The organism is Psychrobacter sp. TWR1-1-1 (assembly GCF_049895865.1).
Taxonomy (GTDB): Bacteria; Pseudomonadota; Gammaproteobacteria; order Pseudomonadales; family Moraxellaceae; genus Psychrobacter; species Psychrobacter immobilis_A.
In genome coordinates this window covers 319256-343300 of the sequence record NZ_JAFCTE010000001.1, presented here as the reverse complement: position 1 = coordinate 343300, position 24045 = coordinate 319256, and the positions used below count along the sequence as shown (strand labels likewise).

The following is a 24045-nucleotide window of genomic DNA, read 5'->3' as shown; positions in this document are numbered from 1 at the left end:
TTGATCTAATAAATAATAATTAAAAGTATGCGCCCATATGACAGACTTGACTGATCCAACCAATACTATTGAACTTTCTACACAGCCACATTTATTCGATGAGTGCTCAGATGAGCCTTACTCAGATCCTATGAGTGAGCGTCAGGCTGATGTAATACCAGCAGTTGATGTTGACCTAGCGGGCAAGCACCTGATTGAAGCCTCAGCTGGTACTGGTAAAACTTGGACGCTAACAGGCATTGTATTGCGCCTGCTAATTGAAGCACGACGTGCGCCAGAGCAAATTATTGCTACTACCTTTACGCGAGCCGCTGCTGCTGAGATGCGTCAGCGTATTCATGATCGTTTGGTGGATTTTTATCAATTATTGCAGTGGGTCAATGGTTTAAGTGCTGACACCAGTAATAAGGAGGCTTTGTATCCTAATGTATTGCAGGTGATGCCTGAAAGCGATAAGGATAAACAAGAGGGCAAAAAATCAAGTACGGATTTAAATACTGAGATAGGCGCTGATGAGTTAAACCAAGACCTTGCTACTGATAAGCAAGCTGCTGCCACAAAGCGTGCGCAAGCAAAAAAAGACCGTGAAGATTGGTTGGTAGCACAGGCTAAATATGTGCGCTTGGGTGGCATCATGCAAGATCCCATTAACCTGCATCTCGTCGGTTATTTGCTGGATCACGTGTACAGCTATCCAATGACGGAAGCTATCAGGCGTACCGCACTGGTTTTAACCACGTTGGATAAACTGTTTGTGGGTACGCTCGATAGCTTGGCGCAAAAATGGCTGAAGGAGTACAGTAGCGAGACGGGTCATCAGCAAGGTATGTCTATTATCGAAGACAGCAGTATCGAGCAGGTGACTGATAGTATTATTCATGATGAGCTGCGTCAGTTTCAAAGCCGCTTGCATCATGAGCAGCCTAAACTGTATGCGCTTATGGATCAGCAAGGCAAGCTGACTGCCGTGAGTGATCATAAAAAATATGTGACTCGCTCGCTTAACTTTATTTCAGCACCGATTGATGAGATAAAGCTAGAGCAAGGTTTTGACTTTACTGCGTATGAGAAATTAATTTATGAGTTTGCCCAATTAGATTTAGCAGACATTCAGCCTTATTTAAACCCTGATTATAGAAAGTCTCAAGGATTTCGTGGAAATTCTAATTTAACCAATCATTTTGATGCTCTTGTAGATGTCCATCAAAAGGTAGCGCAATATCAGCTAGCATTTAACAGCCATTTGAACGAGCGTGAAAATAAGATTCTGACATCTTTGCAGGATGCGAGATATCCAAATGAAGATGGCAAAATTAAAAACTTCAACAAAGATAGAGAAAAAGAGCATCAGACACTTTTTGAGCTAGAAACCATTAGTAAATTAATGGTGCTCTTAGATATGGTCGAAGGGTTAAATCAGCATATTTTATTGGTCTTAGCCAATCTTAACCGTCATATCGTGCTTGCGGTACGTGATAGGCTACCCATTATTTTGGAAGAGCGTGGTGAGACGACCTTTAGCCTGCAAATGGTACGTCTAAACCAAGCATTAACTGGTCGGCAAGGAGAGAAACTGGCACGTTATATTCGTCACCATTATCCAGTCGCCCTCATTGATGAATCACAAGATATCAATGGCGCGCAAGCCATTATGATTGAAAGTATCTATTTGCCAAAGAAAAAGGGCAAGGTTGCTGATAATGATAAACAGTCAGCTACTAAAAAAGCCAGCCATGAGTTTTTGCTATTGGTTGGTGACCCTAAGCAGGCCATTTATGGGTTTCGTGGTGGTGATGTGGCCAACTATAACTACATGAAAGCCCAATTTGATAAAAGCACGCTTTGGACGCTCGATATTAACCGCCGCTCAAATGCTGGTGTGATTAATGCCCTAAACTGTTGGTTCGGCATGGCTGATGTAACCACTGGCGAGAACAAATTAGCTCAATTAGGCGCAGGTATTTATTATCAGCATATCAAAGCGGCAAAACCAGAAAATCAGCTGTCTTGGTTTAATGAACCAGACGCTCACAGCATTACCTTAGTGACTGAGGTGCTCTCTGCCCAGCCAGTGAGCGTATTACACTTACCTTATGATAAAGACAAAGAGCTTGAGTACGATGAGCATGAAATCACGGCGCGTCATATTGTGACTTTGCTTAGTAGTGGTCAGACCTTAAAAGGCAAGCCGATTCAGCCCAGTGATATTGGTGTGCTGGCACGTACTAAAAAAGACTTAAAGCGTGTTGAAGATGAGTTGGTTAAGCTTAATGTACCGACTTTAACCACCAGTGATGTCAGTATCTTTGAAACGATTATGGCAGAAGATGTGGCGGCGCTGCTGAGTGCCATGCTATATCCGTATCGTCATGACATGATTAATCGGGTGTTGACCAGTCATCTATATGGACTGAGTATTAAAAATATCAAAGCCATGATGACGGATCATGAGTCAGGCATTACTGAGGGCAGTAGTACAACGAGCTCCCATTTAAATAATTCTAATTCGAAGGATACCTCAGTTAATGAGGCTACTGATAATAAAAAAAGTTATCAAGATTTCATTACTTATTTAAAAGAAGGCGCACAACGATGGCAGCATTTTGGCATCTTGTCGGCATTGCATTACTTGCTAGATAAAAATCCCATACAGCCGCAAGGCGTTTGGCAAGCGCTAGCGGCTCATCCAGAAGGCGATCGTCATATCATGGATTTGCGCCATGTGATGGATATCTTGGCGCAGTATGGCCTAGGTATGGGTGAACATGAGCTACTGGCTTGGTTTAGACAAAACATAGATGCCGCGCCCAATAGTGATTGGGCTAAGCAATATCCGCTACCGACAGAGTCTGGCGTACAGCTGATGACCATTCATAAGTCCAAAGGGCTTGAGTTTCCCATTGTCTATGTACTGGGAATGGGTGATGCCAGTAGAAAGTCAGGCAATAAAGAAGACTACGGGTTGTACTTGTACAATGCCCAACAAGCGCCTTCAGCGCTAGTGCGGCAGTCGATAGATAGTGAATCAACGGGAAACCAGCGCCGCTTCTCATCTTTGAAAGGCTCAGCGACTACAGAGGACTATTACACCAATATCGAAACTCAAGAAGACTTTGATGAGCTGCGACGACTTGGTTATGTGGCATTTACCCGTGCCAGTGAGCAGCTTTATGTTGTTCTGATAGACCCTAATGGCACAAGAGATATGAAGCGAAAACCAGTGTTTTATTGGTTTGAATCACCAGAAGCGAAATTTGAGCTGCCTGATAGACTCAAAGGTACCATAGGCATGCTCAGAGGGCATAAGGTCAATGAGTTCTACGACAAGAATTACGCAAGCAACGATGCTAAATCAGCAGGCGTAAATGACAATGTTCAGCTAGCCGCAACCAAGTCAAGTGCTCATAAGCCTGCCACAGAGACTATCGAGTACGCGCCCTTTGCAGAGGTCATGAAAACCAATTATTTTTATGGCTGGGCTAAGACTAGCTTTACCGCTTTGGCTCGTCAGCTCGATGAATCTACACAAGCAATGGCGATAGTGGATGAGCGTATTGATGATGCTATAGACATTGATATGGCAGACACTTCAGTGTCGGTTGAGCATTTGCTTAATAGTGATGCGTCTCTTGAAAAAGTCGATGGGTTAAATCTCAAATCAGAAGATGATATCCGCTTTACCTTTGTGAAAGGTGCTAATGCGGGTACGTTCTTGCATGAGATATTTGAAAAAATTGATTTCAGCAATAAAGCGCAGTGGTCTCAGGTTATCGATAGAGCGATCAGCAGCTATCAACTGCCTCTAGTTTATAGTAGCGCTGAGCAGCAAGGCCGTCGATCACAAGCGAAGAAGCAAGAGCAAGGCGATGACGGTTCATTTAATACTAGTTCACTTGATCTTGCTTCAATAGATGCTACCAAGCATGAGGCATTAATCAATTGGATTGAAGAGGTGCTACATGCGCCGCTATTGGCCTCCAATCAACCCTTATTTTCTCTTAATGCAGGTCAGCGATTTTCTGAGTTAGAGTTCAATATGGGGTTGTCAGAGAACTTTAAAGCACAGGATATCAGTAAACTCTTCCAACAGTATCTCCCTAATGAGGTGGACAAACACGTCACTCTTATTCCGCAAAATAAAGCACATTTGTATCGTTATTTACGCGGCGAAATTGACTTAGTGTACGAACATGCTGGCAAGTATTACGTTGTCGATTATAAAAGCAACTTTCTAGGAAATAGCCTAAGCGATTATAATGAAAATACACTTAAGCAAGCAATGTCCAAGGCAGGGTACTGGCTACAAGCAGCGATTTATCAAGTAGCGTTACATCGATTCCTTTCAATGAGAATCCATGATTATACAGGCAATGAAGATAAGTACTTAGGCGCTGTGGAGTATGTCTTTTTACGAGGTGTGTATAGTCCCAATTCTCAAATAGCTGATGATATATCACAAGATGTTAAAGAAGCTGATAATAGCCACTCAATGCACAACGACCGCTATGGATTAGTCACGTGGGATATTCCAATCGATTTTATTAAAGGTTTGGATGCGTTGTTTGGCATGCCCAACTAGTAGGCTATAAGTAATGATTAAATGCTAAAAAACATGATATCGATTAACTATTTCAACATAGAGACAAGCATACCATGAGTAATAATAAAAAAGAGAGCAAGGCAGCAATTGGCCTACAACAAAGCTGGGCTAGTAACATCAGTGATTATATATTGCTACGCCGCGAGCAAACGTATTTAGCCTATAACGCAACAGAGGCAAAAGCTAATACTGATAGCAAGCAAGTCGCTAAAACAGAAGAAAGTAATTTATTCACCGCTTTATTCGTTATGTTAGCGACTCATTTGGAAGAGGGGCATACCGTATTAACCATTGAGGACGCTGAGCATGAAGAAGCATTGCAAGGTCAAATCAATAATGAGGTAGTTACGCTATATGCTTGGCAGCAACAGCTATTAGAGATGCTAGCAATGCCAATCTTTGCGCTAATAGATAGCAAACTAAATACGCAATCAGAAGATGACTCTATAACTGAAAGGTCGCTATTCGTATTGCTAGACACGCTATTTGATAAGAAAGAGCAGCTGTGGATGCAATTGGCGCTTAGCAACCACGAAAAAGAGGTGCTAACCAAGCGTTTTGACATGATTGCTATGCTATACCAATTATTGAAAAATACAGACTTAAGTTTTTTTATACGCCTAGTTAACGAACATGATTTATTCGCTGAGGTTAATGCTGACATTAATAGCAATATTATAAATAGCCTAAGCAAAAATAAACCTATCATATATAAAATTCAAGAAAGTCAGACTAATAATGAAACAGAGCTAGCACTAACTTTTTGGCTACATCGTGCATGGCAAGCCGAGTTTAATTTAGCAAAAAATATCAACAATATTTTAAATCAGCAAGTAAGTCCTTTACAGATAGCAATGCCTGAAAATCTTCATGAGCACCAAGTAAAGGCGATTAATGTTGCTAATAACAACGCGTTTAGTATTATTACTGGTGGTCCAGGTACAGGTAAAACCTATACCGTTGCTCAGTTAGTCATTGCGCTCCAGCAAGCGACAGAGAGTGGGGAAGGTGCGTCTAAAAGTATTAGGTTCAGCACTGACAGTGCTAGCTTGGCATTAGCAGCACCAACGGGTAAAGCTGCACAGCGCATGCAAGAGTCTCTGCAGGCAGCGCTAGACGCAGCGAATGTTGAGCTACAGTTGCAAGAAGCTAAAACCATCCATCGCTTGTTAGGTATTGGTCGGACGGGCAGACCGCGCTACGATACTAACAATCCACTTGGCGAAGATATTATCATCGTTGATGAGGCGTCGATGCTCGGGGTCGAGTTGGCTAATTATCTCGTAAGTGCAGTAAAACCAGGTGCAAGGCTGATACTATTGGGCGATGCAAACCAGCTAGCAGCGGTAGATGCAGGAGCAGTGTTGGCTGACTTGTGCCGTATTCCACTGTTACAACCCATTCATGCAGAGTTAACCGAAAGCCGCAGATTCAGCGCAGAATCAGGTATTGGCAAACTTGCCTACCAAATTAATCAGGCAGAGATAGATACGCAAGCCATCTGGCAGCTGTTAAGGCAGGATGAAGTCTTGAGTTTTCAGTATGTAAATACGCTGCAAACAAATGAGCTTAAAGATAATAAGACAAGGAATAGCCTAAGCAATAAAAGAATTATTCCAAAAATGTCGTTAAAATATATTAAATATATAAATAAAATAGAAGAACTCCTGAGAAATCCGATAGAAAAATCCATGCCAGAATCAGTAAAGAATACGATTACATCATTAATGGAGACATTTAATGAGTTTAGAATCCTCAGTGCTGGTCATAATGGTGAATGGGGCGATCACTACATTAATAACTATCTCACTCAATGGCACCTAACTGAACTAAAGCTACCACTGGGCCAAAACACATGGTTTCATGGTCGTCCTGTGATGGTTTTACAAAATAACTATGAACTAGGATTATTTAATGGTGACATTGGTTTTTGCTTACAAACATCGGATGAAAGAAGTCGATTAGAAGTTTTTTTCGAGAATAAAATACAGGGGATTCCCGTCAATCTGCTAAACGAAGAGGTAATTGCCACCGCATATGCGATGACCATTCATAAATCGCAAGGATCTGAGTTTGAGCACGTTGCCATTACTTTTGATAATAGTCATGCTAGATTGCTAAGCAAAGAGCTTATTTATACGGCTGTGACCCGTGCTAAGAAACAGGTAACCATATATAGTACAAAATCTGCTTTTGAAAAGGCTGTTCAAACACCTACTGAGCGCCATACAGGTTTGGCATTACAGTTTTCTCAGCGTTAATAGACAAATGCTCAGAAATATAAAAAGAGGACTAGAGTTGTATACCTTTGATACGGTGCTAGAGCATATTAATGAAATTATTTATAAACCCAACCAATTGATTGTTGCTTCAACTCAAGAAGAACAACAAAATCTAGAATACGCTGCTGGTACATTTGAATTAATGAACAGACTGACTGTCAAAACAGTCAGATTCAGAGTAGCTAAACAAACACCTACCAAAGTAGGGCAGTTCGTTACCTTTTGGGAAAAAGATTCCAAAGGTATTAATCAACCTTTTCAATATGATTCGTCACCAGACTTGTTGGTAATCACCACATTTAAAGACAACCATACATTTGGGCAGTTTGTTTTTCCAAAAAATGTCTTGCTTAGACATAATATTCTTCAGTCTCATTTTACAAAAGGTAAGATGGGCATCAGGGTGTATCCTAGCTGGGATAAGCCAATCAGTAATACCGCTAAGAAGACACAGAATTGGCAACTCGATTATTTCTTCATGGTGACTGGTACAAATATACTGCCTACAGAAAACATACGGGCATTGTATGAGTAGCAAAATTAACAGTACATGCAAAATATAAGCAATAAAAAAGCATCCAAATTGGATGCTTTTTTTGAACTCAAATGTAGAAATTAAACTTTGTCTTCTTTGATGGCATAGATGCCAGGCAGATGACGCAAGTAACCATGGAAATCCATACCACAGCCATAGACATAACGATCTGCAACATTGATACCGACAAAATCAACATCAAAATCTTCAACTTTACGATCATGCTCTTTATTAAGCAACACACAACATTCAAGTGATAAAGGTTTTTCTTTGCTTAATTCTTCGACAACTGTTTTTAGCGTGATACCTTCATCAAAAATATCATCAATCAGCAATACATGCTCACCTTCGATACTAACATCAGGTTTGAATTTCCAATCTAGCTCATTGGTGCCTGCATTATCACGATAGCGTGATGCATGAATATAATGCATGCGATGGTAGAACGTCAAATGAGTCAAAAGTTGACCAGCTGGAATAAGTCCACCATTCATAACAACCATAACGATTGGGTTTAAACCAGCATAATGTAGGTTAAGTTGGGCGGCAAGGCGCTCATAAGCAGCGGCTACTTCGATGCTACTGATAAGGCACTCTGAGTTGCGTAATGTTTTTTCAATTTCTTGGTTGCTGATTTGGGTCATCGGGTGCGCCTTCGGTAAAAAGTGCCGCTTATTTTAGCAAATTTTAGTGAATTTGCCCAATACCATCTGTCTTTTGAGGCAAAATTAATCAAATACTGGCATTTATTCCGGCTTTTCTACGATGAAAGGGCGGTAATAGTTTGCTAAACGATTTAAAGAGCGATCCGGTAGGTCGGGTAGCAACTTATTTAAGGCCATACTCATGCCTTTATCAATGGCGGCTTTGGCAACTGGGACAGCTTTGCGTTTAATCATGCCAAGTTTCAGCGTTTCAGCATAGCGGCTGATAAAGTGAGTCAATGTCTCTTCATTCATGGTTTCAAGCGCTGTTTTAAATGCTTTCATATCTACTTGCTCAGGTGTGATAGCAGCAAAGCCTTTTTCGATGGTTTGTGCATCTGCATCAGATAATTTGAAACCCACTCGTTTTACACCTTCGTTATCAATAAACGTCGCCCGATCTCTCAAGAAATGAAAGCTTGGCATCACTTCTTCGTTATTCTCTTTACCGAGTAAGATGTTAAGCAGCGTATCTGTCGCTTTTTCAACTGTACCAACAATTTTTCGCATCGAAGCTTGACGTTCAGGGTTTGGAATAATGTCTACCAATCCAATCAACAAATTGTCGATTAGATCACGTGCTGTTTGATGCGTCAGGGCATCACGATATGGGTAGTATTCGACCTCCTCATTTGAGGCAATCACTTGCTCAGCGTCAATGATTAATGCTTTCAATTTATCTGAAGGTAAAAACCCAAAATAATGCGCCATGGTGCTTCCTTTATTTGTTGTTTTTCATGTTTAACCAGCGTTACATTTGTCATTAAATCAGTTAGTATCTAAATGGGTTGCAGTCAAAGACTCACCATATGCTGACTAGTGACATGTGCTAACGATAGAATGTAAAGCCTTATTAATGGATGATGATACCACAGTACTTCTATAAACAGCCTTTGGACAGGTGCGCTAAGTCACTAGTCGCCGACTAATTTAACATATTTTTTATATTCTAAATTAAAAAGCTTGAACTTATAAGGCTACCTATTACTTGTCTAAGGAGAGATAAGATGAATAGTGCAATCGTGCTCGTGTTCGCTGTTGCCGCGATGCTTTGCGGTTATCTGTTTTACTCAAAATTTATCGCTACTAAAATCTTGGCATTGGATAACAGTATCCCCACGCCAGCGCACACTATGAAAGATGGGGTGGATTATATCCCCACCAATAAATACGTGCTATGGGGACATCATTTTACTTCAGTCGCAGGAGCGGCGCCGATTATTGGTCCTGCCATTGCCGTTATTTGGGGCTGGGTACCTGCTATCATTTGGGTAGTATTGGGCACGATTTTTATGGCAGGTGTCCACGATATGTCAGCCATTTGGGCTAGTATGCGCAATCGAGGTCAGTCGATTGGTTCGATTGCCGGTACCGTCATGGGTACACGTGTACGTAGCTTGATGATGATCGTTATCTTTCTATTATTACTCATGGTAAATGCGGTATTTGGTGTCGCTATTGCTAATATGATGATAAAAACCCCGTCCGCTGTGCTACCTGTTTGGGGGGCTTTGATAGTCGCCTTTATTATCGGTCAGTGTATTTATCGCTACAAGATGAATCTGGTTTGGGTATCAATCATTGGGGTCACGGCTTTATATGGGCTTATCTATCTTGGTCCTATGTCCCCTGTCGTATTGCCTGAGACATTCTTAGGCTTACCTGACAATGCTGTTTGGATTATTATCTTGTTTGCTTATGCGGCAATCGCTTCTTTATTACCGGTTTGGATGCTCTTGCAGCCGCGCGATTACATCAATGGCTTACAGTTATTTGTCGGTCTAATTTTACTATATGCCGCCATCTTTATTGCGACGCCGAATATTGTCGCGCCAGCGATAAACACGGCATTGCCAATCGGTACACCATCTATGGTGCCTTTATTGTTTGTGACCATTGCTTGTGGTGCAATCTCAGGCTTTCATGGTTTGGTGGCAACGGGAACGACGTCTAAGCAGATTGATAAAGAAGAAGATGTACGATTCGTTGGTTACTTCGGTGCCATGGGTGAGGGTATGCTGGCACTGGGTGCGATACTTGCGGCAACGGCAGGCTTTGCAACCCTTGGCGACTGGCAAGCCGTTTATCAAAAATTTGGCGATGGCTCTATTGGTGCCTTTATTGATGGCGGTGCAACTATATTGAATGCTGGTGTCGGCATTGATATGGTTTTATCACAGACGATGCTGACGGTAATGGCAGCATTGTTCGCGGGTACTACGATGGATACTGGGGTACGTTTGCAACGCTATATCTTCCAAGAGTTTGGTGAAATTTATAAACTGCCTGTTCTAAATAAAAGTGTGGTGGCAACATTGCTTGCCGTTGGTAGCTGTTTGTTATTAGCCTTTGGTGCTGGTGGCATCGATGGTGCTGGCGGTATGATTATTTGGCCGTTATTTGGTACGACGAATCAGCTCATGGCTGCATTAACCTTGATGATTGTTACCGTTATCTTGTTACGTAAAGGCAGACCAGTATGGTATACCTTGGGACCATTGTCATTCTTACTAGTCATGACGGTTTTTGCGTTATTGATTCAGCTAAAAACTTTTTTCAATGATGGTAATTGGCTGCTTATTATTATGGATGTCATTATCTTAATAGCCACGATTTTAGTGACGTTTGAGAGTCTATCGGTACTCCGCAAAGAGTGGTCGATACACAGAGGTAAAAGCAACCTCTAAGCCATGTTGAATAACTAGTTAGATACTTACTGAAATACGATAAAAACGCTAGCAGCAATTGCTGGCGTTTTTTGTCTCATATAGGCATGATAGATAATAAGTATACGCAAAATAAGGGTCATTATGGAAAAGGCAGATATGACAAAATCTATAAAAAATATTGCGCCATGGTGGCAAAGATTTGCGGCAGGGTTAAATGAGTTTTATCATGCGCCTTATCGTCAAACGATGGCACGCGCCGCGCGTGATGAGGAAGATTTTTTCATGCTACTCATGTTTGCGGAAAGCTTGGGTATCGACAATCCGGCAAGCTTTTATACATTAGAGTTGCAGCCATTGTTTTTAGAAAACTTCCATGAGTGGCATACACGTATGGGCATGGATAGATGCCCTTTTGACCACGTAGGTTGCTGCTAGTTTACGTTGAATTCATCAAAATGAGATATAAGTATGGCATTACACCCTTTACCCGCATTGGTAGAGCAACTGGCAAAGCAGCCAATTATATTTATCGGTGGCAAGGGCGGTGTCGGTAAAACCACCACTGCCGCTGCACTTGCCAGCTATTATGCCAACCAAGGCAAAAAGACACTGATTGTCTCGACCGATCCAGCACACAGCTTGGGCGATGTGTTAAACGTCCCGCTCAAAAACCAAAAAACAGTAGTAACTCCTTGTCTAGATGCTATTGAACTAAACCCTGATATCATCGTTGATGAGCATTTTGCCCAAGTTGAACGTACCATTACTTCTTATGCCAATCCAGACATGATGCCAAAAATTCGCGAGCATCTACGGCTATCAAAATCAGCGCCTGGTGCACAAGAAGCCGCCATGCTCGAATCTATGTGCCAGCACTTGGTTGCAGCAGCAGATGCCGGCTATGAGCATATTGTTTTTGATACCGCACCGACGGGACATACACTGCGTTTATTAGTGCTGCCTGAAATGATGGGTGCGTGGACAGATGGGCTACTGGCACAGCAGCGAAGGCAAGCAAAACTTCGCTCAGTGGCAAATCATTTGGGCAGTCATGAACAACACAATAACAAAAATGATTTAGCCAATCCGTTTGCCGAAAAAAAGAATGATCGCTGGGAGCAAGCAGTATCTGTACTAGAAAAACGCAAGCAGCTGTTTCGTCAGGCAGGATTGCTACTGCATGACCGTACACAAACCGCCATTGTATTAGTGATGACGGCTGATGTATTGCCACTGGCTGAAACAAAGCGAGCGATAGAGCAGTTAGAAGACAGTAAGCTCATGCCAGCCGCAATAGTTATTAATCAGTTGATAGCACCAACTCAGTCTGATGATTTTTGGCAGCGTCGTGCTGAGCGCCAACAGCAATTAATGCAAGATATTGAGCAAAGCTTTCCCAAGTATCTGCTGTATCCCATTTATTTACAGCAAACCGATGTGCGTGGAACTAAGGCACTGAGTGCTTTATTACACCCATCTCCTTAAGCAACCATATCTACCACTTTAGTCAAGCTTGGCTATCATTACTCAGATTTATATAACTGTAGCTTACTTGCCAGCGACCATGCCATATCTGCTCGTAATAGCTGTGCTTGTTCAGATTTACCACTACTGAGCGATGACCATTGCGGTTTGCCACGAGCTTTTTTTAGCTCACTGGGCAATTTATGTGTCGGCCATGGTGTGACAGTGGCGCTTTCGTCATCTAACGACTGTTCAATACTGGATTTCTCACCTTTATACAGCAATTGCGTGGCATCAGTTGCAGCATGACCACGATGGCGCAATGCTGTCAATAAATCTATGGCTCGAGTGGCCAGCAAGGTTAGGGTAGCAGGGTCGATATACAAACGTTTTACCCCAGTGATTCTATCGGCAATACTACTGGTATTAGATAACAGCCCACCTGCGATACCACCAATGGCAGCACCCAACCCCAAGGTTGTACCAAGAGCGGCCGCATCAATCCCTAAGCCTAATAGTGCACCAGCTGCTGCTCCAGAAGTGGTGCGTATGCCATAGCTTTTTAGCAGTTCAGGGTCAAACGGATCTTGTTGATAGGCTTTTAGCTCAAGCGGCGTTGCAGCTACGTCATTGTCATAAAATTTATATAAATTGAGCAAGTTGTTCTGCATCGCCCGTTCGCTCTGCCTGACCGCTTCTTGCATTTGCTGTAATACTGGCATTGGGTCATCATCTTCACTAATCTCACGAACAAAAGCAGCAACATTGATTAAAAAATCAGCAATGATAATGTTGGCCTCGTCATTTAGCTGCGCCCAATTTTCTATCCTGCGCTGCATCAACTGCTCAAGCATCTCAGAGTGGGTAAGCATGGTGGCTAAATTCTGCCATAAGCGCATTTCATCTGCAAACTCAAAAGCCACGGAGTCAAAGCGTGTAGAAATATGCAAATTACGTCTTGCCAGCATGGTCTGCCACTCATCTATATTGGCATCCTGAGCGTCAGTGAAATTAAATACTGGCATCACAGGAATCGCTGCCCAAGATAAAATAGCTAACTCGTCTTTATATTTACCGAGTACCGGCTCACGTGCATCAACGACATAAATGGCCATATCACTTGCCAGCAGCTGCCGAATCACTTTGGCCTCTTGGCTATAGTCCTCATTGCTATTTATATTTAGCGCATCACCACCTTGGGCAATGTCTGCTGCCAAAAACTGTTGCAAACGCTCAATGCCATCACGCCGACTGGCGGTATTGTCCTCTAACCAATCCATCAATCCTGACGCATCTTCTAAACCCGGTGTGTCATACAATACCACCAACACTTCGCCCGTTTGGCTGTCTGTTAATTTGGCTTGCTCTACATGACGGGTAGTTGCGGCTTCGTTTTTGACTTCACCAAAATAGACGTCACGCAATAGTGTACGTAGTATGGATGTCTTGCCCGTATTGGTATGACCAACGACGGCCAATTTTAGCGGTTCACCACTGGCGATGGTTTTCCTTGTCATACTTGTCGTTGTTGTTAATGGTTCAGTTGATAAAGGTTGATTGTCTTGAGTTTCCACTGACTGAGTTACGGCTGATTTTAAAGTGCTGTTTGCGGTATTAGGGGTTGCCTCATAAGCCTTATCTGCAAAGAGACCAGCAGGCTTATTGTGTTCATAGTTCTCTTTTTTATTATCATTATTCATAATATCGTCTTATATTTATTAATGACCAAAACATACAGTGGCTTTTATTGTAGAACAAATTATGTGCTATTTCGGTATTAATACTAACCATTTGTCTTAAGTAACTGATAATCCCATTTTGGCTAGTCAATCAATTATTCACTATACCAATTTTCCGAGCGGCAAGGGCGGTTTGCCACTGCTGATAACGAACATCTTGATGGTCTGCAACCTGCTTGGTTAAGTCTAAAGCGCTTGCATCAATCAGCAGCTGCACAATGAGCCCATCTTTTGCATGGCGGGCGATTTGATCAAGTTTGCGTAGCGTACCACGGTCAGGTAAGGCTTTATGATGAATGCCAAGTAAGACCTGCACTGGGTGACTGTCTAAATACGTCTTCAAACGTGCCATATCTTCACGATCATCAACGATACCGAAATTCTCTATCTCGCTATTATTAATATTGGCATCCAGACCTGCAAGCCACCAGTTATCCTGCTCTGCTGGATACTCAAGCAAAGCAACCAGCTTCTTGCCAGCGCTGACGGCTGCTTTTGGCGCAATAGGAACGGACACTTCATTAAAGTCATCAGCATCTACCACCTGACGTTGCCAAAAGTTTAAAATCTTTTGATAATAGGGCTGCTTGATGTCCAAACGCATCTTTTTACGACGGAACATCAATGCACAAAACGCCCAAGCAATCGCTCTTGGTACAATACCGTACATCAGCAAACTACCAACTAATAAGCCTGCCCATTGCCGCGCAACAGTCAATGGCATCGCATCAGTCACCAAGCGACTCTGGACGATAGCGGTGCTATCTGGCACATCGAATCCCACCATACTTGGTAACCAGCCAAGTACCTGTGTCAAAGTAATTAGCGCTTGATCGGATAGTAAAGTCGACTCCCAGCTAAAGCTATACTGACGCACAATCAACAGGAAAATAATCGCCAGCAGCATGCCCGTCAACGTTGCCAGCCATAACTGATGACTAAATCGTCCCAAATACCAGCGCATCCCGCTATGCTGTAATTGGCGCTCGTACAAATCGACTGCCGCCTTGGTAACATCGTCTTTACCACGTATCAGATAACTGGGACTGACAAAATTGGCAAACCAATTCGAAGACTGCTTGCCTTGATTAATCAGGGTCATCACCAGCCAGCCTAACAGCATAATAGTATGAAAACCCAGCAAGCAAACCAAGACATAAAAGAAATTCACCACATTGGTCTGTAATAAGGTGAATAATCCCAAAAATCCCGAGATACACCACACCACGCTCATGACCACCATGATGCCTTTGATACGCCCGTCAATTTTGCCCAATACTCGTGCCAGCACACCATTACTATCGATACGTGAGGCTCGGCGGTGCAATTTTTGAATGGGTTTGCCATCCTCACCTTGTAGTTTTTCCGTAATAAGTAGCGGGTCAGTGGCAAAGACATGTTGCTGCGTCTCAAGCGTGCGTACCAACTCAGTCAATTGATCTTGGGGTGATAGCATAATGCGATAACATCCATATAAAGGCGTTTATGTAGGAGATAATTCTTGATTATTGTAGCGTATATATGAGGACACGCCTTCGCCAAATGTTAATAAATGAACACTTATTAAGCATTTTTATCATGGTAAAGACAATAAAAATCAGCCAAAATGAATAATGAACAAAATGATAATGACAAGGGTGAAAAAAGGCTGTTAAAGAGAATCCAAAAAAGGAATCATCATGAATAACAAAACATATCTAATCGTTGGTGGTACAGGCGGCATTGGTAGAGCGATGATTGAGCAATTAGTAGATGGCACTGCCAGTGACAATAAGTATGAGAATGCGAATACCGATAATGGTGGAAAACAGGGTATTCATGTTTTTGCGACTTATCATCGCAATGTACCTGATTTTGAGGCTGACAATCTGCATTGGATATCCATGAACCTCTGCGACGAACAGAGTATCCAACAAGCAGCCGAGGTTATTCAGCAGCAAACCACTCATATTGATTGGATTATCAATTGTGCAGGGTTATTACATACGGCGACGCAGCAGCCAGAAAAAGCGCTGCGTCAGGTTGAGACTGATTTCTTTTTACAAAACATGCAAGTGAATGCCTTAGCCAGCTTACTCATTGCCAAGCATTTTAGACTACTATTAGCCAAATCTGCGCGTAGTAATGACAAGCCCGCAATCTTTGCAACGATATCCGCGCGCGTTGGCAGTATCAGTGACAATCAGCTGGGCGGCTGGTATAGCTATCGTATGAGTAAAGCGGCACTCAATATGGGCATGAAAAACCTGAGTATTGAATGGAGTCGCTCGCTTAAAGACGTGTGCGTGGTTGTCCTGCAGCCAGGAACGGTAAATACGCAACTATCAGCCCCTTTTCAAGGCAATGTGGCTGAAGGTCAGTTGTTCTCGCCAGCCTACAGTGCGGAATGCTTATTAGAAGTGCTTAACCGTATGAAGGCGATGCAATCAGGCAGTTTTGTTGACTGGGCAGGGGAATCCATACCTTGGTAGCTATAAATGATTGAAACGTTCACAAAGCCAATTCAAGAGATAAAAATAGGGCGTGTCCTTAATATGAGAACACGCCCTATTTTATTGATAAGATAAGATTTATTTTTAGATAGGCACATGCTTAATTCGCCATAAACAAGTCCATAAACTCATGTACAGGTGTGTGCTCTAAGCGTGTTTGATCGCTACAAAGCGCAAAAATATCCTGACAGCGACTGTCGATAAATCGCGTTGCTAAACTGGCACGAAACTTGGCTTCTAATATCGGCAAGCCCTCAGTACGGCGGCGCTTATGTCCGATAGGGTATTCGACAACAACCTTGTCGGTACTGCTACCGTCTTTAAAAAATATCTGAATGGCATTGGCAATCGAGCGCTTGCTTGGGTCATGGTAATCTTTTGAATAACCCGCATCTTCTTCTACGATCATTTTGCGGCGTAGACCATCAATTAAAAGATGGTGCTGTGCATGATAATCGTCTTCATAATTTTCTGCCATTAAATCGCCAGTTAGCAGAGGCACCGCGACCATATATTGCAAACAATGATCGCGATCCGCAGGGTTGGCCAATGTGCCTTCTTTAGAGATGATTCTAATCGCGGATTCATGAGTGGTCAGGACAATTTTTTCAATATCGTCGATTCTATCGTCAATGCGTGGATGTAAAATCACCGCAGCCTCACAAGCAGTCTGCGCATGAAACTCGGCAGGAAAGCTTAACTTAAATAAGATATTTTCCATCACGTAACTGCCAAACTCACGCTGGAAAGTAAAACGGCGCTCGTTTGCAGGTTTAAGGGCTAAGTCTTTATTGGTATGGCTAAACAATACATCATAAAAACCCCACTGCGGTGCGGATAGTGCCCCAGGGATACCCATTTCACCGCGACGGGTAATATCAACCAAGCGTACCGCACGACTGGTAGCGTCGCCTGCCGCCCAAGATTTACGGCTACCGGCATTGGGTGCATGACGATAGGTACGCAACGCCTGACCATCGACGATCGCCTGCGAGATGGCAGCCATGATACGCTCACGTGGCAATTTATAGAGCTTGGCGACCACAGCAGTAGAGGCCAATTTAACTAAAAACACATGATCAAGACCCACACGGTTGAATGAGTTTTCGAGTGCAATTACCCCCTGAATCTCATGTGCCATAATCATAGCCTCGAGCACCTCACGCATGGTTAATGGCTGGTGATTGCGACTGACACTTTGTTGGCTAATATAATCGGCGACCGCTAGGATACCGCCTAAATTGTCCGAAGGGTGTCCCCATTCAGCAGCCAGCCACGTGTCATTATAATCGAGCCAGCGCACGATACAGCCGATATCAAAGGCAGCTTTGATAGGATCTAGTCTGTGGGCTGTACCCGGGACGCGCGCGCCATTAGGTGTAAGCTGATCGGCACAATCAGGACCCAGATGCTTAGTACATTCAGGGAAACGTAGCGCAAGCAGACCGCAGCCAAGCGTATCCATCAAGCAATGACGTGCGGTATTCCAAGCATCTGCGCTATTGGGGGAGTCGTTATCTATCGAATAATTAAGTACATAATCAGCAATTTTTTGAATCTCAATGTCATATTCTGGACGGACATTGCTTTCTACCGTTGCATCATTTTTATTTGAATGTGTTGTATCTGAATTATCATTTGACATGGTTGTCTCCTCTTCCTTGAGTGTGCTACTTCCTTGACCCATTATATCGGTCATCTTTTTAAATTAGCCATCATTTAAAAGTAGCATACTCAAGATGAAACAACCAAATTGAATTATGTTAAAAATTAAAACCTTGCGGCACGCTTAAATCATCAAATATAGCAGACCTAACACAAATAAAGCCGCCATGATAAACAGCAGAAAACTTAAGACTTTGTTCGTTGTGGAGGCAGACTCAGTACGCTCTTTTTGTACTTTGTTTTTCTTGGCAACGTATAGAACCATTTTCACATGCTCTATATTGTCTTCGAGATAATGATCGCCTTCAGGGACAAACCCCAAGGACTCATAAAAGCTAAGTAAGTAGGCTTGTGCAGAGAGTATAATCGGGCGCTTTTTACCATATTTTTTACGGCAGTGCGCTATGGCATGAATCATCAACTGCCGTGCGATACCGTCACCTCTGTGCTCTGATAATACCAGCACTCTACCGATGGCAGGCATAGCAGTATGATTGGTCTTAATCGTAGGGTCAGCGATCGATAGATTGGATTTTAACTTATTAAATTCAGGCGGAATGATACGGCAGTAGCCTACCAACGCCTCGTTTTGATGCGCGATAAGATGTAGGCAATCAAAGTCCATCTCATCCATATCTTGATAAGCGCAGTTTTGCTCAACCACAAACACTTGTGATCGGGCTTTTAAAATATGATAGAGATCAACTGAGGTCAGCTCATCAAAGGTTTTGATAGAAAATTCACAAGTCATAGTTCAGACACTTCTAGCGAGTTGGTTGATTCATTCAAAGGCATTGGCGGCTGCATTTTCTCAGTCACATATAACACCACATCTTTTATAACTAGCTTTTTGATGGCCGAAATTAAGATTTCTATCAATGCATAGTCTGGAATATTATCTTTAGAGGGCATTTGAATAAAAGTATTCCTCATTGCTGTGCGATTAAACTTACTACCATAATTATATTTTCCGGAGGTTGAAAGCCTACAGGTAGAAATAATCATAAAAGCAATATTACTTGTAAATGATTCGAATTTTGGTGTTAAGTTTTGAATGTGAGAATAACCAATAAAATCATTTTTTTGATAAAACATAGTTTCTGATCCTGAGGTGGTATCAGAGCAGGTTAATGTATTTCCTTTATTTAAAGCTTTTAAGTTAGAGAAGCCCATTATTCCATTATCTGTTGAAGAGTTTGAAATTAATGGTATGTCCCCAACTTTAGAAATTATTTCATCGTTTTTAAGTCGGTAATATTTTGTAGGCTCTATATTGAATAATCCACCTAATGTGAACTCGCTCCAATTTAATTTGCCCTGCTCAAAAGTATATAACGCCTGTTGTTCGTCATCCGTCAAGGTGTAATCCTTTAATCCTGTAGCTGAAAGATAAGCGTCTAGATTTGTCATACTTTCAGCTTCAAGCGTGGTTGTGAAACTGTCCATAAAATCAAAATCTGGTTTACCGTTTTTAATAGGAAGGGTTATTTTTTGGGATTCAATAACTTTTACACTAAAACTAGAAGCACCCCAAGAAAAAGAGCTAAAAGACTTTGTCATTGTTGTCAAAAAGAACTGTGCATTTTTTTTATTAAATCTTTTATCTTTTGATTTTACTATTTTTATCTTATCCCCAGTAAAATATGGGAATTCTTGATAATACATCGTTGCAGTATCTTGTCCAAAAGATATGGTATTACCATCATTCAAAAATGATTCATCTTCGTTAATAAATCCTTTTTGCCCATTGCTTGAACCCATTCTCACAATATATGGAAATTTCCCGTTATCTAAAATATTTACTTTATTAGAGTCAAATCTTTTTTTATATGACTCGATCTCAAACAAATCACCAATTCTAAACTCACCCCACTCAACATTGTCTATCTGCTCATTAAGTGAGGTCTCTACTTTCCCAGCCCGTCATCCTCTTTATTTTGATGCTTAAGGATATTGCTAACTTCCCACGCTAAATACTCACTGACCGTATGTTTGAAGTCTTGTAGAGTAGGCTTGGTATCAATAGGGGCGGATTGATTCCAATCTGCACCATTATTTGGGTCAATTGTGCCTTCATAATACTCTTGTTCAGTAAAGATATTGAGTTTACTTTTGCCGAAACGCACTAGGCTGACCAGCTCTTCATAACGCTCTTTGGCTTGATTGGTATCTTTTAGGTTATTGCTTGCCTTTTTACGATTGGTGCGCGTGTAACCATCGTTTGAGAAATCAATGAATTTTACCATTTCATCCTTATGATGTTTCTCATTAACTTTAAAGACATATACCTGAGTCTGTACACTTGCTTTGCCAATAAAGATATCTATAGGCATTTTGATGCTGGCGATTAGCGTATGTTTAGTCAGTATTTTTTTAGTGTAGTCTTTGGCTTTTCCTGATCCAGCAGAGTTCTGAATGATAATAGCGGCGTAGCCTTTATTCATCATGCTAAGGGCTCGCTCAACAAAATTCATGCCGTTACCATTCGCCGAATAGGGTGGGTTAAGTACGAATGCATCGGCAGGAAATTTGTCCTCAGTCTTACCAAAGCCATAATTACCATCAAAATCAGCTAATGAATCCATATTTAAGATATTGGAGCTACCGTCACCCATTAGAATCATATTAAGAATAGCGAGCATGTACACGCTTGATAGTAATTCTAACCCTAGCAGTTGTTCCGCTTTAATTAGAATTTCTTTTTGTGCCAGCTCATCAGGTGAATTAATAGTGCGTTTAGCGTCGTCTAGCATCTCGTTCATGGCAGCAACTAGTAGACCTGCTGAACCCGTAGCAAAATCCCACACATAAGAGTCTTTGTTGACGCGAGCCAGCTTGACCAATAGATTTGCTACATAAGATGGCGTAAGCACAACATCATTGAGCTTGTCTTGTGAAAAACCAAGCCAGCCGTACATCTCATTAAACAGCTTACCTGTAAAGTCAGTGGTTAAGCCAATTTTATAATATATGCCTAAGTCATCTACAATTTTAGTAAACACTCGCTTGAGCTGACTTTCACCACCAATAACTTTATTTATATTTTCTGTGGTTAAAGTGTTCTCTAATGTTCTAACAATCAGATCTTTCTTTTCCTTCGGTATCTTTTTCTCATTCAAAAAAGCCTTTATCTTTCTTAGGATGATATCGCCATCACGGTTACCTTCTTCGATAGAAGACTTTAAATCAGACTTTTCAAGTGGAGTGACTTTTCCTGGTATGCCGAGAGTTGCAATGATTGAGGCCGCAACCAAATAAACGCGGTCATTTTCTCCCAGTCCTTTTTCATTTTGGTAAATATCATTATTAAGTCGGACTAAACTCGTATCAATCTCTTTTTCTCTTTGCGCTTTTAACTTATCAATTTCTGCTTGTGAGAGGGTTAGTGTTTTTACTTTTTCTATGAATCTATCAAAGTTTTGAGGGGCTAAAAATGATAGATCTGAAAACTCGCCAACCTTTTGCCCTGCGCCGAGATTACTTTTTGAGACATAGTAGACCCCAATTTCATGCTGTATCTCTCCGCCTTCATCTTTATAGCCTGTCATACCAATAGCGATAATATCGGTGTAACTGGTATGATGTAATAAGGCGTTAGCATAATGTACTGCGCCATTCACTGCGAATGAGTTAATATTCTTAAAATTTGGCTGGTTTTTAGCAGTTTGATTTTCAACTTGACCGTCGATGTTGAGTTTTATTAACTTTCCCTTGTAACCTTTATACTCGATAAGTATTGGGAAATAATTTAAATTCTTATCTTGTAATAATAGCTTGGCATCAGGACGATTTGCGCCTGTTCCACCATTCTTGGTAAAGTAATCAGACAGCGCTTTTTCTATCTCGGTATTTAAAAACTCTTGTTCTAATTTATAGTCTAATTTATAGTTTTTGAGCCAACCATTCGCTAAATCCGCAATATTGGGTTCTATTGATTGTGCCATTCTTTTCTATTCCTTAATATGGATATAACATTCTGATACTCTAAAGACGGTATATAAAAGCGCTCTATGATACTACTATTTAACCACTTATCAACCCTTTAGAGTCTGGCTGATTTTATCCAAATTTAAGCTATCCGACATGGCATTGAATATCTCAAAATACTTGCCGTGTTTCTCATATAGCGCTTCATGCGTACCGGTTTCAACCACGCGACCATCTTCTATCACGACCAAATCATCCGCATCGATAATTTGGGCAATATTATGCGAGACCATAATCACGGTACGATCTTTTTTGATGAGATCTAGACTTTTCTTCACTTGTTGGCTGGCGATGGCATCGAGGCTAGCGGTTGGCTCATCCAAAAACACAATAGGTGGATCTTTTAAAAACATCCGTGCCAGCGCGATACGCTGCTGCTGACCACCAGACAATGACTTTGCTGTACTCTCATAGCCTTTTGCTAAATTAATAATTTGCTCATGAATGGAGGCTTTTTTTGCTGCAATAATAATATCTTCCTCAGTCGCATTCATATCACCATAGCGGATATTTTCGCTAATCGTCCCCGAAAAGATATGATTGCTTTGTAGTACCAAGCCAATATTTTGACGCAATTCATGAGTATCGCAGTCGGCTAAATTATGTCCGTCTAGCCATATAGTGCCGCTATCTGGCGCATAAAACTTTACCAATAAGCTGATAATCGTACTCTTGCCAGCACCGCTTAAACCCACCAGCGCAGTAATACGATTGGGCTTGATAGTAAAGCTGACATCTTTTAGCGCTTGCGTGCCATTCGGATACGTGAAATCGACGTTTTTCAGCTCAATATGACCTTTTAAGTTTTTACTACTTCTGCCCGTGATATCTTCAACTTGGCTTTCATCTTCTAATATATCAAAGAAACCTTCAGCGTAAGTCAGGGCATTATTAATCTGATCATAGATACGATGCAATTGGCGGATAGGGGCGGCGACGTTTTGAAATAGCATGACATGGAATAAAATCATACCGATGGTCATCTCGCCTTTTAAGACAAAGTAGGACGTTAGCAGAATAATTACTACCACGCCAATTTGCTCAATAAAAGTTTTTATCGCATCATAAATAAAACCAATACTGCGAATACGCAGCTGATTGTCAGTCATGTCTTTTTGAATGGTTAAGTGCTTCTCAGCTTCTATCGACTCACGAACAAAGGATTTCACCACGCTGATGGAGTTGATCAAGGAGATAACCAAGCCACTTTTGGCTTCTCTATAGCCACGCATCTGCCGACGGAATCCTTGTAGACGCCGCGCTTGTTTTTGACTGATGAAAAAGTAAATGGGAATGATAATAAGACCGACCAAGCCTATCCAAAAATTGGTCGAAAACATAATGATGAGTGAGACGATCGCACTGGCAAACAGCGGTAGCATATCGATAAAGAAGTTTTGCACTAAGCTTGTAAGACTACTAACGCCATAATCGATACGCGTTTGCAACTTGCCGCTGTCGTTTTCGCTACTGGTATAAAATGCCATGCGGTAGGTGAGGATGCGCTCAATGATTTTTTGTGATAAATCACGTGATAAATTGATACGAATCTTTTCGCCGAAGAAGCGTTGCCCAAACGAGATAAATATCGACAGTATCTCTTTGGTCAAGAGCACTGCACTGATGATACCTAGCATGCGAAGACCAGCCTGCCACGGCTCGGCAAGCGTGGCGATTTCGGTCAAAGTATCAACGGCATAGCGCAATACAAAGGCATTGACCTGAGCAGTAAATGAACCCAGTACGGTCAATATCAAAGTGGCAATAATTAATACTTTATATGGCGCGGCAAAGACGGCAAGCTTTTTGAGGATATCCCATAGTAGAGCCCGCCGTTCTTTTTTCTCGACAGGGGGCTTCTTCTCTAGCGGAGGTTTGTTGAGTGTAGGAATAGTTGGCATAATACCT

At 41.8% G+C, this 24045-nt stretch carries 16 protein-coding genes; 7 read left to right on the top strand and 9 right to left on the bottom strand.

Translation table 11 applies throughout. The annotated features are described in order from the left end of the window. Positions 1–37: 37 nt before the first annotated feature. The 3 genes from ACP69U_RS01365 (at position 38) to ACP69U_RS01355 (ending at position 7417) form a co-directional block, all read left to right on the top strand. Positions 38–4579 (top strand): UvrD-helicase domain-containing protein, encoded by a 4542-nt coding sequence (locus ACP69U_RS01365; RefSeq protein ID WP_426137580.1) that lies wholly within the window; start codon positions 38–40, stop codon positions 4577–4579. 74 nt (positions 4580–4653) lie between these two features. Next, positions 4654–6861 carry an exodeoxyribonuclease V subunit alpha gene (gene recD / locus ACP69U_RS01360; protein ID WP_426137579.1) on the top strand — a complete coding sequence of 736 codons (2208 nt, stop codon included), beginning with the start codon at positions 4654–4656 and terminating at the stop codon, positions 6859–6861. Positions 6862–6898: 37 nt separating this feature from the next. Further along, entirely contained in the window at positions 6899–7417 is a 519-nt protein-coding gene (locus tag ACP69U_RS01355; RefSeq protein ID WP_426137578.1) for a MepB family protein, read from the top strand. A gap of 80 nt (positions 7418–7497) precedes the next feature. On the opposite strand, the gene ACP69U_RS01350 is transcribed toward ACP69U_RS01355, so the two are convergent. Next, complete coding sequence (locus tag ACP69U_RS01350) at positions 7498–8061, bottom strand: hypoxanthine-guanine phosphoribosyltransferase (RefSeq protein WP_045447249.1); 564 nt, start codon at positions 8059–8061, stop codon at positions 7498–7500. 102 nt (positions 8062–8163) lie between these two features. Next, positions 8164–8832, bottom strand: a complete 669-nt coding sequence (locus tag ACP69U_RS01345) for a hypothetical protein (RefSeq protein ID WP_426137577.1) — start codon at positions 8830–8832, stop codon at positions 8164–8166. Positions 8833–9128: 296 nt separating this feature from the next. On the opposite strand from ACP69U_RS01345, the gene ACP69U_RS01340 reads away from it, so the two are divergent. From ACP69U_RS01340 to ACP69U_RS01330, 3 genes are all read left to right on the top strand, one after another. Further along, the gene (locus tag ACP69U_RS01340; protein ID WP_426137576.1) at positions 9129–10808 is read left to right on the top strand and encodes a carbon starvation CstA family protein; all 1680 of its coding nucleotides are present in this window, start codon (positions 9129–9131) and stop codon (positions 10806–10808) included. A gap of 123 nt (positions 10809–10931) precedes the next feature. Further along, complete coding sequence (locus ACP69U_RS01335; protein ID WP_055125816.1) at positions 10932–11225, top strand: cory-CC-star protein; 294 nt, start codon at positions 10932–10934, stop codon at positions 11223–11225. A 33-nt stretch (positions 11226–11258) separates the two neighbouring features. After that, the gene (locus tag ACP69U_RS01330; protein ID WP_426137575.1) at positions 11259–12275 is read left to right on the top strand and encodes an ArsA family ATPase; all 1017 of its coding nucleotides are present in this window, start codon (positions 11259–11261) and stop codon (positions 12273–12275) included. 38 nt (positions 12276–12313) lie between these two features. On the opposite strand, the gene ACP69U_RS01325 is transcribed toward ACP69U_RS01330, so the two are convergent. Then, the gene (locus tag ACP69U_RS01325; protein ID WP_426137574.1) at positions 12314–13954 is read right to left on the bottom strand and encodes a DUF3482 domain-containing protein; all 1641 of its coding nucleotides are present in this window, start codon (positions 13952–13954) and stop codon (positions 12314–12316) included. A 130-nt stretch (positions 13955–14084) separates the two neighbouring features. Next, complete coding sequence (locus ACP69U_RS01320) at positions 14085–15449, bottom strand: DUF2868 domain-containing protein (protein WP_426137573.1); 1365 nt, start codon at positions 15447–15449, stop codon at positions 14085–14087. 223 nt (positions 15450–15672) lie between these two features. Between ACP69U_RS01320 and ACP69U_RS01315 the strand changes: the two genes are divergently transcribed. Beyond that, positions 15673–16464, top strand: coding sequence for an SDR family oxidoreductase (locus ACP69U_RS01315; RefSeq protein WP_426137572.1), 792 nt, complete (start codon positions 15673–15675; stop codon positions 16462–16464). 121 nt (positions 16465–16585) lie between these two features. Here the strand turns inward: ACP69U_RS01315 and ACP69U_RS01310 are convergent, their stop codons facing one another. The 5 genes from ACP69U_RS01310 to ACP69U_RS01290 all read right to left on the bottom strand — a co-directional run bounded on the left by ACP69U_RS01310 (position 16586) and on the right by ACP69U_RS01290 (position 24038). After that, entirely contained in the window at positions 16586–18130 is a 1545-nt protein-coding gene (locus ACP69U_RS01310) for a bifunctional 2-methylcitrate dehydratase/aconitate hydratase (protein ID WP_426137571.1), read from the bottom strand. 144 nt (positions 18131–18274) lie between these two features. Next, on the bottom strand, positions 18275–18901 hold the full coding sequence (locus tag ACP69U_RS01305) for a GNAT family N-acetyltransferase (RefSeq protein ID WP_426137570.1): 627 nt from the start codon (positions 18899–18901) through the stop codon (positions 18275–18277). Further along, on the bottom strand, positions 18898–20037 hold the full coding sequence (locus ACP69U_RS01300; protein WP_426137681.1) for a restriction endonuclease subunit S: 1140 nt from the start codon (positions 20035–20037) through the stop codon (positions 18898–18900). The genes ACP69U_RS01305 and ACP69U_RS01300 overlap by 4 nt, the downstream gene beginning before the upstream one ends. Before the next feature lie 20 nt (positions 20038–20057). Continuing rightward, positions 20058–22094: an HsdM family class I SAM-dependent methyltransferase gene (locus tag ACP69U_RS01295; protein WP_426137569.1), complete on the bottom strand. Its 2037-nt coding sequence runs from the start codon at positions 22092–22094 to the stop codon at positions 20058–20060. A gap of 90 nt (positions 22095–22184) precedes the next feature. Next, positions 22185–24038: an ABC transporter ATP-binding protein gene (locus ACP69U_RS01290; protein WP_426137568.1), complete on the bottom strand. Its 1854-nt coding sequence runs from the start codon at positions 24036–24038 to the stop codon at positions 22185–22187. Positions 24039–24045 lie beyond the last annotated feature (7 nt).

Coding starts and splice junctions, on each gene's coding strand:
- ACP69U_RS01365 (WP_426137580.1), top strand. CDS start 38: ATGACAGACTTGACTGATCCAACCAATACTATTGAACTTTCTACACAG.
- recD (WP_426137579.1), top strand. CDS start 4,654: ATGAGTAATAATAAAAAAGAGAGCAAGGCAGCAATTGGCCTACAACAA.
- ACP69U_RS01350 (WP_045447249.1), bottom strand. CDS start 8,061: ATGACCCAAATCAGCAACCAAGAAATTGAAAAAACATTACGCAACTCA.
- ACP69U_RS01345 (WP_426137577.1), bottom strand. CDS start 8,832: ATGGCGCATTATTTTGGGTTTTTACCTTCAGATAAATTGAAAGCATTA.
- ACP69U_RS01340 (WP_426137576.1), top strand. CDS start 9,129: ATGAATAGTGCAATCGTGCTCGTGTTCGCTGTTGCCGCGATGCTTTGC.
- ACP69U_RS01335 (WP_055125816.1), top strand. CDS start 10,932: ATGGAAAAGGCAGATATGACAAAATCTATAAAAAATATTGCGCCATGG.
- ACP69U_RS01330 (WP_426137575.1), top strand. CDS start 11,259: ATGGCATTACACCCTTTACCCGCATTGGTAGAGCAACTGGCAAAGCAG.
- ACP69U_RS01325 (WP_426137574.1), bottom strand. CDS start 13,954: ATGAATAATGATAATAAAAAAGAGAACTATGAACACAATAAGCCTGCT.
- ACP69U_RS01320 (WP_426137573.1), bottom strand. CDS start 15,449: ATGCTATCACCCCAAGATCAATTGACTGAGTTGGTACGCACGCTTGAG.
- ACP69U_RS01315 (WP_426137572.1), top strand. CDS start 15,673: ATGAATAACAAAACATATCTAATCGTTGGTGGTACAGGCGGCATTGGT.
- ACP69U_RS01310 (WP_426137571.1), bottom strand. CDS start 18,130: ATGTCAAATGATAATTCAGATACAACACATTCAAATAAAAATGATGCA.
- ACP69U_RS01305 (WP_426137570.1), bottom strand. CDS start 18,901: ATGACTTGTGAATTTTCTATCAAAACCTTTGATGAGCTGACCTCAGTT.
- ACP69U_RS01295 (WP_426137569.1), bottom strand. CDS start 22,094: ATGGCACAATCAATAGAACCCAATATTGCGGATTTAGCGAATGGTTGG.
- ACP69U_RS01290 (WP_426137568.1), bottom strand. CDS start 24,038: ATGCCAACTATTCCTACACTCAACAAACCTCCGCTAGAGAAGAAGCCC.